General features: G+C 45.8%; 14 protein-coding genes. All 14 read left to right on the top strand.

Going from position 1 to position 15,291, the window contains the following annotated elements:
• Window positions 1-120 precede the first annotated feature (120 nt).
• Window positions 121-1,713, top strand: a complete 1,593-nt coding sequence (locus LBJ36_07665) for a hypothetical protein (protein ID MDR1378914.1) — start codon at window positions 121-123, stop codon at window positions 1,711-1,713.
• Between the two features lie 336 nt (window positions 1,714-2,049).
• Window positions 2,050-2,583: an ArsR family transcriptional regulator gene (locus LBJ36_07660; protein ID MDR1378913.1), complete on the top strand. Its 534-nt coding sequence runs from the start codon at window positions 2,050-2,052 to the stop codon at window positions 2,581-2,583.
• Window positions 2,573-3,442, top strand: coding sequence for an ABC transporter permease (locus LBJ36_07655; protein MDR1378912.1), 870 nt, complete (start codon window positions 2,573-2,575; stop codon window positions 3,440-3,442). Before LBJ36_07660 ends, LBJ36_07655 begins: the two co-directional genes overlap by 11 nt.
• A 105-nt stretch (window positions 3,443-3,547) precedes the next feature.
• A complete protein-coding gene (locus LBJ36_07650) occupies window positions 3,548-4,843 on the top strand; it encodes an ABC transporter ATP-binding protein (protein ID MDR1378911.1) in 1,296 nt (431 codons plus the stop codon).
• Complete coding sequence (locus LBJ36_07645) at window positions 4,840-5,643, top strand: class I SAM-dependent methyltransferase (protein ID MDR1378910.1); 804 nt, start codon at window positions 4,840-4,842, stop codon at window positions 5,641-5,643. Before LBJ36_07650 ends, LBJ36_07645 begins: the two co-directional genes overlap by 4 nt.
• The gene (locus LBJ36_07640) at window positions 5,640-7,667 is read left to right on the top strand and encodes a hypothetical protein (protein ID MDR1378909.1); all 2,028 of its coding nucleotides are present in this window, start codon (window positions 5,640-5,642) and stop codon (window positions 7,665-7,667) included. The genes LBJ36_07645 and LBJ36_07640 overlap by 4 nt, the downstream gene beginning before the upstream one ends.
• A gap of 28 nt (window positions 7,668-7,695) precedes the next feature.
• On the top strand, window positions 7,696-8,649 hold the full coding sequence (locus LBJ36_07635; protein ID MDR1378908.1) for a class I SAM-dependent methyltransferase: 954 nt from the start codon (window positions 7,696-7,698) through the stop codon (window positions 8,647-8,649).
• A 68-nt stretch (window positions 8,650-8,717) separates the two neighbouring features.
• A complete protein-coding gene (locus LBJ36_07630; GenBank protein MDR1378907.1) occupies window positions 8,718-9,686 on the top strand; it encodes a glycosyltransferase family 8 protein in 969 nt (322 codons plus the stop codon).
• Between the two features lie 51 nt (window positions 9,687-9,737).
• Entirely contained in the window at window positions 9,738-10,853 is a 1,116-nt protein-coding gene (locus LBJ36_07625; protein ID MDR1378906.1) for a glycosyltransferase family 61 protein, read from the top strand.
• A 13-nt stretch (window positions 10,854-10,866) separates the two neighbouring features.
• Entirely contained in the window at window positions 10,867-11,730 is an 864-nt protein-coding gene (locus LBJ36_07620; GenBank protein ID MDR1378905.1) for a class I SAM-dependent methyltransferase, read from the top strand.
• A gap of 11 nt (window positions 11,731-11,741) precedes the next feature.
• Entirely contained in the window at window positions 11,742-12,860 is a 1,119-nt protein-coding gene (locus tag LBJ36_07615) for a glycosyltransferase family 4 protein (GenBank protein ID MDR1378904.1), read from the top strand.
• A 342-nt stretch (window positions 12,861-13,202) separates the two neighbouring features.
• A complete protein-coding gene (locus LBJ36_07610; GenBank protein ID MDR1378903.1) occupies window positions 13,203-13,361 on the top strand; it encodes a hypothetical protein in 159 nt (52 codons plus the stop codon).
• A gap of 6 nt (window positions 13,362-13,367) precedes the next feature.
• A complete protein-coding gene (alr, locus tag LBJ36_07605) occupies window positions 13,368-14,528 on the top strand; it encodes an alanine racemase (protein ID MDR1378902.1) in 1,161 nt (386 codons plus the stop codon).
• Between the two features lie 578 nt (window positions 14,529-15,106).
• A partial coding sequence (locus LBJ36_07600) for a hypothetical protein (GenBank protein ID MDR1378901.1) occupies window positions 15,107-15,291 on the top strand: 185 nt, incomplete at its 3' end.

Here is a 15,291-nt window from a genome sequence, read left to right as displayed (position 1 = left end):
TAGTATTAAATTTGTAAAAAAGAACTATAAGAAAGGAGTGATCGAAACCAGAGGAGACATTCAGTTTTCCAAATGGCGGGAAGGTATTCATGTTTTGAAAATTAGGGGGGCGTTTTAAAGGTGAGACATTCGATAACGAAATTGTCTATTTGTGTTTTGGTGGGGATTTTGGCTTTGACGGGCGCGGCGTGGGCGGCTGGACCTGAGCTGAGAGTGGACCATTTTTCGCGCGCGGATATTGAGAACGTCGATGGGCAATGGAAAACTGTTTACGACGACGCGAAATTTGAGAGAATCAGGGTGAGAATTACGGACTTCGACATCAGCTCCGAAGATGTCAAGGGCGAAGAAACAGGAATTTTTACAATTATAAGCGGCGATTACACGGTCTTAAACGGGGCTTTGGAAGAAATCGGTAAAGTGTACAAGAACAACGATACGTCCTTTGACTTGGCTTATGGAATATTATCGGCTTCTGAAATAATATCGGATTGTGTTCGATTTTACCCTCAGCAAGAGAAGCAAAATGTGTTCTTTGGTGGAGAGGGCGTGGAAAATAATTTAGACGGAAAAACGATCGAGTGGACGCACCCGGTTTATGGGGAGACAAAACACACATCCGTGATTCCCAAATTCCATTCGACTGATGAGTTCCTGAGTGACTTCGCGCCTTATATCGAATATGTGACTTCAGATGGTGAGGTTACAGGGATCAAGTGGAAGTTCGTTACGTCCGATGATAAGGTCGTCGCCACTGCTCCATTAAAGGGAAGTTTAATATATTTAGAGATCCATTACAAAACAGACTTGCAGTTTCCTGTTCTCACCCAGCCATTTCCTAGGCCTGAGTTCGACGCTGACTCAATCCCAGAAGGGGGGACGATTGTTTTTGATTCGCCTATATCTATCGACGCTGTTAGCATGGTTATCTTTGCTTTTACATTGCACGAGGATGAGGCTGCGGAAGACTCGTTTTATTTTTGGCGCTTTTCCCCCAGAACTGCCAGTAACGATGACGTGGTAGACTCCATCATCACCATCGACGAAACTCCAACCGTCACACTGACAAACGACGACGTCGAAGTTGGAAAGGATTCGAAGACGCTGACGAGCGTGTCCGACCTGCCCGACGCGATGAATAAGAACGTGATTGTTCAGGATGGCGTGGTTGTGGCGAACGAAACTGCCGTTCTGAGCGGCCTAACTGCGGCTGACAAAGAACAAATCGACGACAAGAAGGACGTAGTGCCTCTGCCGGTATTCAAGACCGCGGTCTCCAAGAGCGGCAACACGGCTATCGTGACCTTCAAGGCGCAGCTTCTCGATTTCGTGGGGTCTCCTATCGAGGACTTGGTTATACTGAAATTGAAGAGTAACGACGTGACTGCTTTACTTGGCTCCGCGCCTTCTCTCGCGGAGATTACGAATGGACAGTATATCTGGACGGAAAGCTCCGGCGACGCAATACCCCCATCGACAAAGATTGCCAACGATAGATCGTACTATTTCAACGTAGCGATCAAGGACAACGGTGACTACGACTGGACGGGAGACGACAGAACAGTCATCGACCCTCTCACGATGGCGGTTAAAAAGACCTCGCCGAGCGAGGATCTTCCCAAGTCGTCCTCTGGCGGCGGTTGCGACACGGGTTTCGGGGCCATTGGTCTGTTGCTGATGGGAATGGTTTTGCGCAAATATTGGACTCTGTAAAAATTCTCCTGTTCTAAACACGAAGGCCGCTCACCTCTTTCTTTGGGGAGAGCGGTTTTTTTGTTTGCGCGCCCAGCATGGGCGATAACTAACAGGATAACTAACAGGTAAAAGTTATCTACACTGAATATGGAGTGGATGGGAAGGGCCAAACAGTAGCAGACGTTAAAATAAGGCGTCAAAATAAAGGGAAGGTGGGTAATCTGGAAAATGCAACAGACTGCCAGATGTTAGGCTATACTACCCAATTTTTATCTTGACAAAATAAGAATGAGTAATAAAATTACTCAAATGATAGAGTCGTTGATTTCTTCAAAGACGCGTGTCAAACTGCTTATGAAGTTTTTTTTGAACCCTGACGTAACGGCTTACCTTCGAGGGCTTGCTGACGAATTCGGGGAATCTACTAATGCTGTGCGGGTGGAACTGAATCGTTTGTGCGCGGCGGGGTTTCTGCGGAATACCTCAACAGATGGGGGCGGGAGGAGAAAAAGCTATAGCGCCAACCGCGGCCACCCTCTCTTTCCAGAGTTACAACGTATTGTGCAGAAAGTCATGGGCATCGACCAGTTGGTGGACGGAGTTATTGAGCGTTTGGGCAGCATCAAGCTGGCGTTGATCACGGGAGATTACGCCAGTGGCATCGACAGCGGGATTATCGATTTGACGCTGGTGGGAGATGTGGATAAACCATATTTGAATGATCTGGTCGAAAAAGTGGAGGGTTTGATCGCCCGCAAGGTCCGTGTTCTCGTATTGTCGCCGGACGAGTATGCAAAGTTACTGGGGAATTTGAAGCCGGAGGAGTCTTTGTTTCTGTGGGGAGACAAGAACAGTTTTTCGTTGGAGCGTGTCAAGAATGTCGGCTAACATGGAAATGAAAATGAAAAATCTGGAAATGAAAAATCTGGAAAATTTCGATTTCATCATAGAACCCAACCGAACGACATCGGCTTTCCTCAAAGAGCTGATCCGTTACCGAGAACTCTTTTACTTTCTGGCGTGGCGTGACATTTTGGTGCGTTACAAACAAACGACGATAGGTATTGCCTGGAGCGTCATTCGGCCGTTCTTAACCATGGTGGTATTCAGCGTCGTTTTCGGCCGCTTGGCGAAACTCCCCAACGAGGGTGTTCCGTATCCGATTCTGGTGTTTTCCGCGATGCTTCCGTGGCAGTATTTCGCCAACGCCATGCAGGAAAGTTCAAACTCTCTAGTGGCGGAGTCTCGCTTGATCAGCAAGGTTTATTTTCCCCGTTTGATCGTGCCCACCAGTTCCGTGATTGTCAGCGCGGTGGATTTTTTGATCTCTCTAACGCTTTTGGGGATTTTGATGTTGTGGTACGGCTTTACCCCATCACCCGGCATCGTGTTCCTCCCGTTCTTTTTCCTTCTGGCGACACTGACGGCTTTGGGCGTGGGATTTTGGCTGTCGGCGCTAAACGTGAAATATCGGGATTTCCGCTATATTGTCCCCTTTTTGGTGCAGTTCGGGCTTTACGTCTCGCCTGTGGGCTTCTCTAGCTCCATCGTTCCTGAGAGGTGGCGCGCGCTCTACAGTTTGAACCCTATGGTTGGAGTGATCGACGGCTTCCGGTGGTGCGTCCAGGGCACAGGGTTCTTCTACCTTCCGGGCTTCATCCTCTCCATCGCGGCATCTGTCCTCCTTTTCTGGAGCGGCGTGAAGTTCTTCCGCCGTACCGAGCGCTTCTTCGCGGACTTTATCTGACTTTCTTTGAACTCTCCTGCATGAGGAAGGATCGATGAAAACCACCGAAAATAGGCTGGAATGCCCCAGTGATGGAACCATAGTGAGGAAAATTTAAAAGATCAAATGTCGGATACGGTCATCAAAATCGAAAATCTGGGCAAGAAGTACACGTTAGCCCATAAGCGACCTCAAAACTACATCACGTTCCGCGATGTGCTGATGGACCGCGCGAAACGCCTGGGTTACCGGTTGACGCATCCTCTTTTCTCGAACAACACGACGAACAACACGACGCGAGCGCCGAGCACCGAGGAGTTTTGGGCGCTCTCGGACATAGCTTTCGACGTGAAGCAGGGCGAGCGGGTGGGTATTATCGGTCGCAACGGCGCGGGCAAGTCCACGTTGCTCAAGGTCCTCTCTCGCATCACGGAACCGACAATGGGCCGCGTCTCCATCAAGGGACGGATAGCGAGCCTTCTGGAAGTGGGGACAGGCTTCCACCCCGAACTGACGGGCCGGGAAAACATCTATCTGAACGGCGCGATTCTAGGCATGAGCAAGGCTGAAATCAAGAAAAACTTTGACGCCATCGTGGACTTCGCCGGAGTGGAACGGTTTTTGGACACCCCGGTCAAGCATTACTCAAGCGGCATGTACGTCCGCCTCGCTTTCGCCGTGGCCGCTCACCTGGACACGGAGATTCTCCTGATCGACGAGGTCCTGGCTGTGGGTGACGCCGAGTTCCAGAAAAAGTGCATGGGCAAAATGGACGAGGTCAGCCACAAGGAAGGCCGAACGATTTTGTTTGTGAGTCATAATATGGGGGCGATTGGGCAGCTTACCGAGCGGGTGTTCGTCTTGGAAAAAGGGAAGCTGATTTTTGCGGACGAAACGAAAAAAGCCGTTGATTTTTATGTGCTTCAGGCAAAACCGCTTCAAAATATGGAAGACCTCGAAACATTGCCCCGAAAATTCTATTATTCGCAAGAAGTGGTGATCAGTAGGGTTTATGTTGATCTACCTGAAAAAGGGATTACTACCAACACGCCCTTACGCTTTCGAATGACATTGAAAGCAAAACGCGACATCACCGCTTCCAGAGTGAGCGCGACGATTTTTAGTGATTATGCGTACCCTATTGGAAGTTTTTTCACGGATTCTACGCTGAATATGAAGCAAAACGAAACGGCGGAGTATATCGTAGAAGTTAGGGATCATCGTTTGGCTCCAGGATCGTACCATTGCGGATTTGCGGTAGGTACAGGCAACCAGGAAACGGCTCATAGAGATTATGACGTCGTTTTTGAAGTGTCTCCTTTTGAGGTTTTGTATTCTCATGAAGTATTGAATTGGAATGCCAATTGGGGAGGAATCGTATACTCTGCCCCTTCAATAAAAAAGGCGGAGCTAACTCAATGAACGATTATGATTACAGCGTCTATTATCGATTTTGGCACGATGATACCGCGGAACATCAAACACAAATGATTTCGTATTGCAAAAGTTTCCTGTCTCCGTTATTGAAGGATACTCCTCCATCCACGCCCATACTTGATGTGGGGTGTGGAACAGGTTTCGCTCTGCTTGCTTTAAAACATATGGGATTTGCAAACTTACATGGCATCGAAAGAGACGCGGCACAGTACGAAAGTTCTTTGAGCAAAGGGTTGCAGGTGACTCTTACCGACAACACTGAGGGCTACCTTGGAGGTTTCCCCCAGACCTACGATGTCGTTTTGTTGCTGGATGTTTTGGAACATATTCCCGTAGAAAAACAAATAGGTTTTTTGAGAGCGATTTATTCGGCGTTGCGCCCTGATGGGAAACTCATACTACAGGTTCCGAATGCGTGTTCACCTTTTGGTCTTTATTTTCGCTATAATGATTACACGCATCATTCTAGTTTTACGTCTCACTCTCTTCAATTTGTTTGTGTAAACGCGGGGTTTAATTCTTTTGCTATCCAAAACATTGGCAAAGATCTTCCTGAACCATCTTGGCGAGGTTTAGTTTATTGGGGGTTGACCTATTGGAGCTCTGATTCTCGAAAAAATCTAAGGCATTACCTTCACCATAGAAAATCTCGTCTTTTTCGTAGCTGGTGGAAAAGAAATTTCATGTGGGAATTTGGATATTCTCCGCAACAAATGGAACAATACGCGTTTGTTTTTACTCCAAATATATTAGCGGTGGCACAAAAAGGAGCATCATCTGAATGATTTGTCGCGTAGCTTCTTTTGATGTCTATGACACGACGATTACAAGGCTTGTGGGGAAACCGACCTCTTTGTTTCTCCTATTGGCCGGAGAGGTAAAAAAGAAGGCGGAATTTTCCTCTTTAGAAGAAATACAATTCATGGAATGCCGGGCGCGGGCGGAGCAAAAAGCGTATATTTCCCACGGCGCCAAGGGGAACCTGAACGACGTCTATCGCGAATTGGAAGATATGTTACACCTGCCATCCAACAGTTTGTTCTATGCGCGGCAAAAAGAACGCGAACTCGAAAAAAGATTTTCTGTCGGGATACCCATCACAACCATGATGATAGACGCCGAAAGAGCGCGAGGAAGGAGAATAGCTTTCCTTTCCGATATGTATTTACCCGCTGAAGATATCCGACAAATTCTTGTCGATACCGGAGTGTATCGAGAGGGAGATATCTTGTTGGTTTCCAATGAAGAGGGACAAGATAAGACTTCCACGACGTTATTTCGACGTTTGTCGGACATTTCGGGTGTGGCCTGCCAGTATATTCTACATCGAGGAGACAATGAAAACGCTGATTTTCTAGGCGCAAAGGGGGCAGGCTGCAAATCCATGAGGCTCGAACCGGCCAAATTGAACCGTTATGAGCTTATCATGGAAGAATATGCCCTCGCGACTTGTGGTTTTTCGTCCTTCCTCGCCGGGATCTCTCGTGCGGTTCGCATCTCACATCCAAACTCAAATGTACGCGACTCAACCATAACAAGCGTTGCCGCCGGAGTTGCGGCGCCAATTTTGATTGCTTATGTGCATTGGATTTTAACTCAATCGGTGAAGTTAAAACTAAAACGCCTTTATTTTGTCTCCCGTGATGGGGAAGTTCTTTTGGAGATTGCGCGTAAAATCGTCGGAATGTCTCGCGCGTTCAGCGCTATTGAACTACGCTATCTCTATGGAAGTCGTCACGCATGGTATCCGGCCTCCATAGAAACGTGTCAGGATATTGAAGACGCCTTATCGACGTGGTTGACTGAAGGTTTTCAGGAAGTTACATTTTCGACAGTTTTTGCTCGATTGAATATTTCCTTGCCAGAAACAGAACAGGTCTTTGCAAGATATTCTTTTTTAAAATCTCTGTGGAACGAAAAAATATATAAGAACGCGAACTTAGACCGTTTAAAGGCACTTTTACAAGATCCTCAAATTGAAAATCTTATTTTTGCTAAGGCATCTTCCCATCGGGCTAACGTCCTTTCTTATTTAAAACAGGAAGGCTTGGCAGAAAGAGAACTGTGGGGTTACGTTGATTTGGGATGGCGCGGTCGTATGCAGCAAAAATTAGCGAAATTTGTTTTACAAATCGACGGCATCCGCCCAGAGGGTTTTTATTACGCGTTGACTTCTATGCCCGATACTTCCGCGTATGGTGGATATCATGTATTCAGCAGCCATGGTGATCCGGGAGCATTGAGTTGTTTTGAGGGATTGGCGGCTTTTATGGAAACGATGTGTTCTGGTTCTCATGGCGTGGTTTTAGGGTACGAAAAAGGCGAAAAAGGTACGTTTATTCCTGTATTAAAAGAAGCAATCAACAATCCCCTGCAGAAATGGGGATTGAGTATTTATAGAAAGACTTTAGACGAATATTGCGAATATATGCAAAAAGGATGTGTGGCTATCGAAGATTGGCGCTTTGAGAAAGAAATGCTATATAGATTGTTAAAAAAATTTTGGCTGGAACCGAGCGCCAATGAAGCGCGTGTTTGGGGAGATTTTCCCATTTCCAGCGACCCGTTGGATGCAGGTAAAATGATTCTTTCATCTCCTATTGAATTTCAAAATATTATCGGTGAATTTTTACCTTATTCTTGGGGGTATCGCATTCAAAGCCTTCAAACTCAATGGTGGGCAGGAAGCTACAATAGGACTTCTTTTTCGTTTCGCGCGTTATTGAGAATTATTCAGAAAACCGCCAGTGCCGTAAGAGTTGTTTTACAGTGTGGCAGATATTTAAAACACAAGATTACACAGCGTTGATATCTTATGAATCTTCGGAGGTTCTCATATGCGCTTGAAGAACTCGGGTATCGTTTTTGAAAAACGCGAACAAAACATTGTAGACGACATCTATGACAAAGTTCAAAAGATGTCGGAAATGACCTACGAAGAAAGTTGTTTTCTCAACGGTCTGGTACGATATCTCAAACCCAAGAAAATATTGGAGATAGGGGTCGCGGCAGGTGCCAGTACTTGTGTCTTGTTAAATGCTGTTAAAGACAACATCGAAATAGTCGTTCATTCAGTGGATTGGTCGAGGGAATATTATAGAAATCCGTCCCAAATGTCCGGGTGGAGAGCGCGAGAGCTTTTCCCCAATGAATCCAGATGGAATCTTCATCTGGGGGTCGACGTATCGGAGGTCATCGAAGACTCTATAAAAGGCGGCGTCGATTTTTTGTTGTTGGATACCGCTCACGTACACCCTGCGGAGACGCTGAGCTTTCTTTCCGTGTTTCCCTATCTCACAGAAGATGCCGTCGTCGTTTTGCACGACGTGAATTTATTTTCCGTCCAGGAGTATTCAACGTCCTACGCCACAAAACTTTTGCTCGACAGCGTCGTCGCGGACAAAATCACTTTAAACGACTTCGGAGAGGGGTATCTCCATCCGAACATCGCCGCCTTTCAGATCAACGCAGACACGCGCCAATACATCAACGACGTGGTGCGAAGCTTATTTTTTCCCTGGGGAATGGAAGAGCCGGAAAGAATTTTACGGGCTACAGAGGACATTTTCAGGGATAAATATCCCGGTGAGCTTCATGAGCTGTACTTGAAGAGCGTCAAACAGAACCAGAATCTGTATAGCCGCTCCGTCGCTCTGAATCAGCCTATTGTGACGTTCGGACAGAGAGCCCTGACGATAAAGAGAGAGTTGCGCGCGATGTGCGTCATGTGCTTACCTTCCTCATGGGTGGCGTTTCTCAAGAGAGTCAGAAAAACATTGACAGGAAAATGAATAAACGACTGTAAGGAGTTTTTGCCATGCCTGAAGGAAGAGAAGAAAGAAATGTTATTCAAGTCGTCTTGGCCGTTTACGACCCCTTAGGGACTTATTCCCGCTACGCGGGCGTCGTGATGACGTCGTTGTTTTCTAATACACAAAACAAAGTTCACGTCACAATTTTGCACGATGCCACCTTGACCGACGATAACAGACATCGCTTTGAGCACACAGCGGAGCGCTGGCAACAGAGCGTAAGTTTTATCGATGTTTCGGAGCGGGTTTTCCGCATATCGGGAAACCCGGATAAGATAACGCGCATTCTTTCAAGAGGAACGCTGTATCGCCTTCTAATTCCAGAACTTTTTAACCTTCCCAAAGCGATTTACCTTGATTGTGATATTGTCGTCAACCTTGATTTATCCGACCTTTGGGCTACGCCAATAGACAATTTTTCGCTTGCGGCTGCTAAAGATCAGTTATTTGCCACGTCGGATCGTCGCAGTCATGAGAAAATCCGGACCTGGGCGATGCGATATATTCCAGAGAATTATTTTAATGCCGGCGTGCTTTTAATGAATCTGCAACGTATTCGAAGGAAATATGACCTGGTGCGGGATGGATTTGACTTTTTCAAACGTTACGCTCACGTCGCAGACTTCGCGGATCAAGATTTTCTTAATGTATTGTTTGCGGGAGAGGTTTACTTTCTGGAAGCGCGTTTTAATCGCATGTTGAATTATCATGACATACGCAATTCTATTCTCCACTTCGCAGGTGGTCAACAACCTTGGAAAATCCCTCCAAAAATTCCAGGGCATTTTTTGTATTGGAAAGTTTTTATGGAGTCCGAGTGGAGCGACCAATTCGGCGACGCGCTGGCGGAGGTTTGCAGAAATAAACCCATTGAGCTTTATTACTCAAAAGAGTGTTTGAAACTACTTTTATATCGGATTGCGTGGCATCTGCGCCTCAACAAATCTTGCGATTTTTGCAAAGAATTGATGCTGGTTGTCAAAGAGTTCTGCCTTCAAATAAAGACGAAAATGTAGTCATAAGTTCATTCAAACATTTAAAATATCATCCCGGGAGAATTTTAAATTATGCCTTCATATAGATATTTATGGCGCGCTGTCAAAGACAAATTTCGTAAAAATCGAGGAGTCCACTTTCACGATATAGCATATATAGAATGTACGGAAGAAATGGTTTTTCTGAAAGAGAAATTTTCGTTACCTGATTATCTGGACATAGAAGGGAAATCACATCGATTTTTTGAAGGATATGATACCACTATTCCCCCATTTTACGTCCGCAGCATAAAAAATGGATTGTGTTATACCTCTGGAGAAGAAGTGTACACAAGTGACGGACAAGTGATTGTGGATCATACGAGACCTCCCCAAATACCTCCAGTGCGATGGCGGCGTTTTCTTAAAAATGTTACTTACGTAAAAGGAAAAGTCGCTCATTTGGGACTGATGGGGTTGGAAAATAATTATTATCATTGGCTCATTGATTGTTTAGGATGTTTATCTCTGCTCATAAAATCTCATTTTTACCCTGATTTTTATATTCTCTCCAATACGCTGAGTTTTCAAAAACAATGGTTGAAGTTATTGGGAATAAAAGAAGAACAAATTATCCCTGCAAATCAATTCATTCAAGCAGAAGAAATTATTGTGTTCGATTTTATAAATAATTGGAGACTTGTCGACTTTAGAGGGTATCGACATTATCAAAGACAATGGTTGCCCCACTGGATTACGGATATTTATAAAAATATTGTTCCTTATACAACACGGCAAAAAAAGAAAAAAAATATTTATATCAGTCGCCAGAATGCTCCCTATCGCGCAATATTGAATGAAAAGGATTTGTTTTCTCTCCTTGATAAGTATAATTTTACCGTAGTTTATTTGGAAAACTTACCAGTTGAAAAACAGATCGAGGTTTTTGTCAACGCTAAAACTGTGGTCGGTATCCATGGCGCCGGCTTGACAAATTCCATATTCAGTGATCCAGGAACCCCTGTGCTTGAAATCAATACTCAGTACTATCATGACTCCAGTTACAGAGTTTTGCTTTCTCAAACAGGTCATATTTATCATTATTTGATTGGAGAGACCTATAATACGTCAGTTCCGCCAAAGGAAGAAAATGTTTATATTGAACCTGAAAGATTTGATTCAGCTTTGAAGACGGTTAGTACTCTATAAGGAGGTCAATACGTTGCCTTTATCCTACGAAGAAGCGACGATAACACTGTGGGACGATGATCGATACCGGCAATTGATGCTGGATTCCTATTTGGACATCAACCCAGTCGAAGCAGCGCTACGCTACAAGCAAAGCGAAGAATTTGCCGAAATACGGCGCATCTTATCTCAAAAGGAGACGAACCGCCTCGTTTTGGATCTTGGCGCGGGCAATGGGGTTTTATCCTTTGCTTTGGCTGAATGTGGTTATCAGGTTTGGGCGCTTGAACCAGGAGACGGGGCTGTTACAGGACGTAAAGCTATGGAGAGAATACAAGACAGCACGGGTATAAGATTTGAAATCATAGACGGCTGTGGTGAAAAAATCCCGCTGCAAGACGAGTGCGTTGACGTCGTAATCGCGAGACAAGTGTTGCATCATGCCGAAAATTTACAAAAAATGTGCGCTGAGGTTTATCGAGTTCTGAAACCGCGCGGTCTTTTTTTAGCTTTGCGGGAGCATGTCGTTTTTAAAGACGGAGATCTGGAGGTTTTTTTATCGAATCACCCCATGCATCGATTGACAGGACAAGAAAACGCCTATCCCTTGCGGTTTTATAAAAATTGTATTCAGGCTGTGGGTTTTTCCAAACTGAAAACATACGCTTTTTGGGACACGGTTCTCAATTACGCGCCACTGAGAAAACGCGAGGTCAAAGAAATGTTTGCAAGAAAAATAAGTCAAAAATTCCACTTTTTTCCTCTCGCTTTTTTCCCTCTCGCTACTGGAGCGCGCTATATTTTGGAAATACCGGGCGTCAGTTATTTGCTGAGTCAAGTATTGAATAAAATATTCAAAACGCCCGGCACACTCTATAGCTTCCAAGCGGTGAAATAAAAATTTCAGCCATGAATATCTTTTATGATCATATGATTTTCCAACAGATCTATGGCGGAATATCGAGATATTTCCGCGAGTTGATCGTTCGTCTTTTGGATCGAGAGGGTGTCAATGTTCACCTTTTCATGGGCTTGTTTCTGAATCGTTACGGATTAGACAGCGTGAAAGGTCGTTATAGGGGCTATTGGGGCTTGAATGTTCCCGTCGTTCGTTATACAGGGCGCCTACGAAACTTTATCAACAAAGAACTCTGGAAGTTTTTTCAAGCGAAATACGCGCGTGAAGCGCGTGAAGGTGGAAGAAATTGCCTTTATCACCCTACTTATTATGATTTCCGCGGATTGCCCAGAGCGAAAGCCGCTTTGACAGTTCATGATTTTACACACGAACGCTATTCTTCTTTATTCCCCAAGGATAGAACGTTTGAAATGAAGAAAAAAGCTTTTGAAAGAGCTGACGCTTTGATCTGCATCTCGGAATCGACAAAAAACGACCTTTTAGATTTGTACGGTTTTCGAGACAGTTGTAAAGTGAAGATTATTCACCACGGGTACAATGATTTGTCTTCTCTGTCGAATTCTGACATGTCTTTGCCTTCTACGCCGTATTTCTTATTCGTTGGACCAAGGCACTCGTACAAAAACTTCGACCGTTTGCTTAACGCGTTCGCTTTGTCGCCTGATTTGAGAAAAGATTTTAGAGTGGTCTGCTTTGGCGGATCCGTTTTTTCAAATAAAGAAAAGGAACAATTCGATAAATTAGGGATTGCCGATAAATTTATGCGTTATGAAGGAGGCGACGATATTTTGGCGGTCTTGTATAAAAACGCGACAGCCTTGGCTTTTCCCTCTCTTTATGAAGGATTTGGCTTCCCCCTCCTGGAGGCTATGAGTTGCGGATGTCCAGTCGTTGCGAGTGACACAAGTTCTATCCCCGAGGTGGTCGGTGACGCCGCGTTGTTGTTTTCTCCAACTTCTAGCGAGGAACTCGCAGCTCAACTTTGCCGAGTCGCCTATAATAGCGAGATTAGAAAACACGTGATCCAGTTGGGACGAGAACGTTGCGCTCTTTTTTCCTGGGACCGCTGTGTCGAAGAAACTTTTAGGTTTTACGAGGAACTCTTTTAGGAAGGATATGCTGTTGTTGGAACTTCGAGATATGACCATCAAATAATAGAATGTCATATGCCTGAGAAACTATTATAAATGTGCTACAATGTGTTATAGTGAATTATATACGGAGTATCAAGCGGAGTAGGTAACAAGGCTGCGCGTTTTGATGATCGCGTTTTCATGATTGTGTTTCAATGATTGTGTTTCGACGATAAGGAGGTGGCCGATAAAGACAGAATTTACGATCGATTCTGAAGTCTGGTAGATGGTTATACGCGTTCCAAATTAAGGAATACTATGCGAAACGTACCTGCTGGTTATGAATAGGTATTAGTATGCTGAAAGGATCGGATAGCGATGCCTAAGATAGAAAATCTTGCTGACTTACGTAAAATCAAGGACGCCGCCGCAAGCCGGATACTGATCCGCGGATCGGAGGAAACGCGCGTTGCCGAGAAGCTGGAGACCCGCGGTATGGCCACAGAAGCGCGGGATGTCACATCTTCTTTAAGCTAAGACATCATGCGTATCCGTTCGACAAGAATGGAAGTTTCCCTGGAAAACTACAGGCACAATTATCGCGTGATCCGTGAGTTTATCAAGGAGCCCTCGAACTCCAGGGTCATCTCCGTGATAAAAGCCAACGCTTACGGTATGGGAGCCGTCCCTGTGGCTTGGAACCTCAAAACCGCTGGAGCGGATTTTTTCGCGGTGGCCACCCCAGATGAGGCAATAGAGCTGAAGGAAGCGGGAATCGAGGATCCTGTATTGGTCCTGGGTAGCTCTCCTTATGACGCGGCCGATGTTTACGTTGAGCGGGGTATCCGTGTGACCGTCACCGACTTCACGATGGCGGAGGCCTGTTCCAAAGCCGCTCGGCGTCAAAACCGGCCTGCCCATATTCACATGAAAGTGGACAGCGGCATGGGACGTTTAGGGTTTCTGCCCGACGCCGCCCTCGAAGCGGCGAAACGGATAAGCTCCCTGCCGGGAATCGACTTCGAGGGAATCTTCACTCATTTTTCCACAGCGGACAGTGGAAACCTCACTCATACCCACAGCCAGTTTGAGACCTTTTCCGCTATCGCCGATTCGATAAGAAACGCAGGGATCAACGTCCGCATGACGCATTGCTGCAACTCAGGCGCGCTGTTGTTCGGGTTTTCGCATATGTACCGTGACGCGGTGCGCCCCGGACATATTCTGAACGGCATCCTTCCGTCATCCCTTTGTCCCCGCTCCATTCCTTTCAAACCGTGCTTTGAACTTAAAACATCCGTGGGGGCCCTCCGAGAACTTCCGTCTGGGACGGGTATCAGCTACGGTCTGACCTATATCACCCCTGAGACGGAGAGGGTCGCCGTTCTTCCCATCGGTTACGCGGATGGGTACAGCCGTGCCCTGTCGAACAAAGGAGAGGTCTTGATACGGGGCAAGCGTTGTCCTATCCGAGGCGTTGTTTGTATGGATCAGTGCATCGTGGGGGTTTCGCACCTGGAGAAGGTCGAGGTGGGGGATGAAGTTGTTCTAATCGGAAGCCAAAGTGGTGAAACCATCGCCGTGGAGGAACTTGCTCAGATGCTCTCCGTTCCTCCGGCTGCGATCCCCGTCGCTTTCACCGCCCGGCTGCCGCGGGTTTACTGCGGCTGTAAATATTCTCAGAGTGGGGGCATCCACTCTTAAAGGAGAAGACGTAAGACCGGTTTCAGTAGGCTGTCTTTGTCGATCTTAGAATCCCATAACTTTAGTCGTGGGAGTATGTCAAGTTTAAAAGAGTTGTAGATGGAACACACGGCAATTTGGAACGAGAAATTTGGAACGAGAATCAAACTCACGAATCATTTCGACATTGCAAAAAAATTAGGGAGAGCCGAAGCCCTCCCTTTTACCTACAGCTACTAATTCCTAAGTTTTTCTATAAGCTTTGTCCCAAAACACACAGAACCCATCTAAAACTTTCACCTAGTGGGTGTCCGAAAATTCGTCCAGGCATGGAAGCGCAGCAAGCTGATCCTCGAAAAACTAAAAAGCGACTATCAAAAGGCATGCCTTTTGATAGTTATTATATCCAAAACCCATGCGCCAAGCTCAGTTAGAGGTTTGAGCAAACATTACGTTTCGACAAGGAGTGGGGCAAAAGTAGAATGAGGAAGTTGCTTCTTAAAGCCATTAAAAACCCCAGAAAAGTTTTTGCAAAAATTTTAACCTATTTCTCGTGGCTCCCAGATGATCTATATTTGCGGCTGATGTACAAATTAAAAATGGGGAAAAAACTTGACCTGAAACATCCCAAAACTTTCAACGAGAAAATTCAATGGCTGAAGCTGTACAACCGTAAGCCCGGATATACGCAAATGGCAGACAAATACGCCGCGAGGGAGTGGATTTGTCGTGAATTGAGTGAGAGAGGTTACGAATATCCCGACAGTTTTTTACCTGCGGTGTA

The sequence above is a fragment of the Synergistaceae bacterium genome, assembly GCA_031267575.1.
GTDB lineage: Bacteria > Synergistota > Synergistia > Synergistales > Aminobacteriaceae > JAIRYN01.
This window is presented reverse-complemented; position numbering and strand designations above follow the sequence as displayed.

Coding starts and splice junctions, on each gene's coding strand:
- LBJ36_07640 (MDR1378909.1), top strand. CDS start 5,640: ATGATTTGTCGCGTAGCTTCTTTTGATGTCTATGACACGACGATTACA.
- LBJ36_07625 (MDR1378906.1), top strand. CDS start 9,738: ATGCCTTCATATAGATATTTATGGCGCGCTGTCAAAGACAAATTTCGT.
- alr (MDR1378902.1), top strand. CDS start 13,368: ATGCGTATCCGTTCGACAAGAATGGAAGTTTCCCTGGAAAACTACAGG.
- LBJ36_07615 (MDR1378904.1), top strand. CDS start 11,742: ATGAATATCTTTTATGATCATATGATTTTCCAACAGATCTATGGCGGA.
- LBJ36_07650 (MDR1378911.1), top strand. CDS start 3,548: ATGTCGGATACGGTCATCAAAATCGAAAATCTGGGCAAGAAGTACACG.
- LBJ36_07610 (MDR1378903.1), top strand. CDS start 13,203: ATGCCTAAGATAGAAAATCTTGCTGACTTACGTAAAATCAAGGACGCC.
- LBJ36_07660 (MDR1378913.1), top strand. CDS start 2,050: ATGAAGTTTTTTTTGAACCCTGACGTAACGGCTTACCTTCGAGGGCTT.
- LBJ36_07635 (MDR1378908.1), top strand. CDS start 7,696: ATGCGCTTGAAGAACTCGGGTATCGTTTTTGAAAAACGCGAACAAAAC.
- LBJ36_07645 (MDR1378910.1), top strand. CDS start 4,840: ATGAACGATTATGATTACAGCGTCTATTATCGATTTTGGCACGATGAT.
- LBJ36_07655 (MDR1378912.1), top strand. CDS start 2,573: ATGTCGGCTAACATGGAAATGAAAATGAAAAATCTGGAAATGAAAAAT.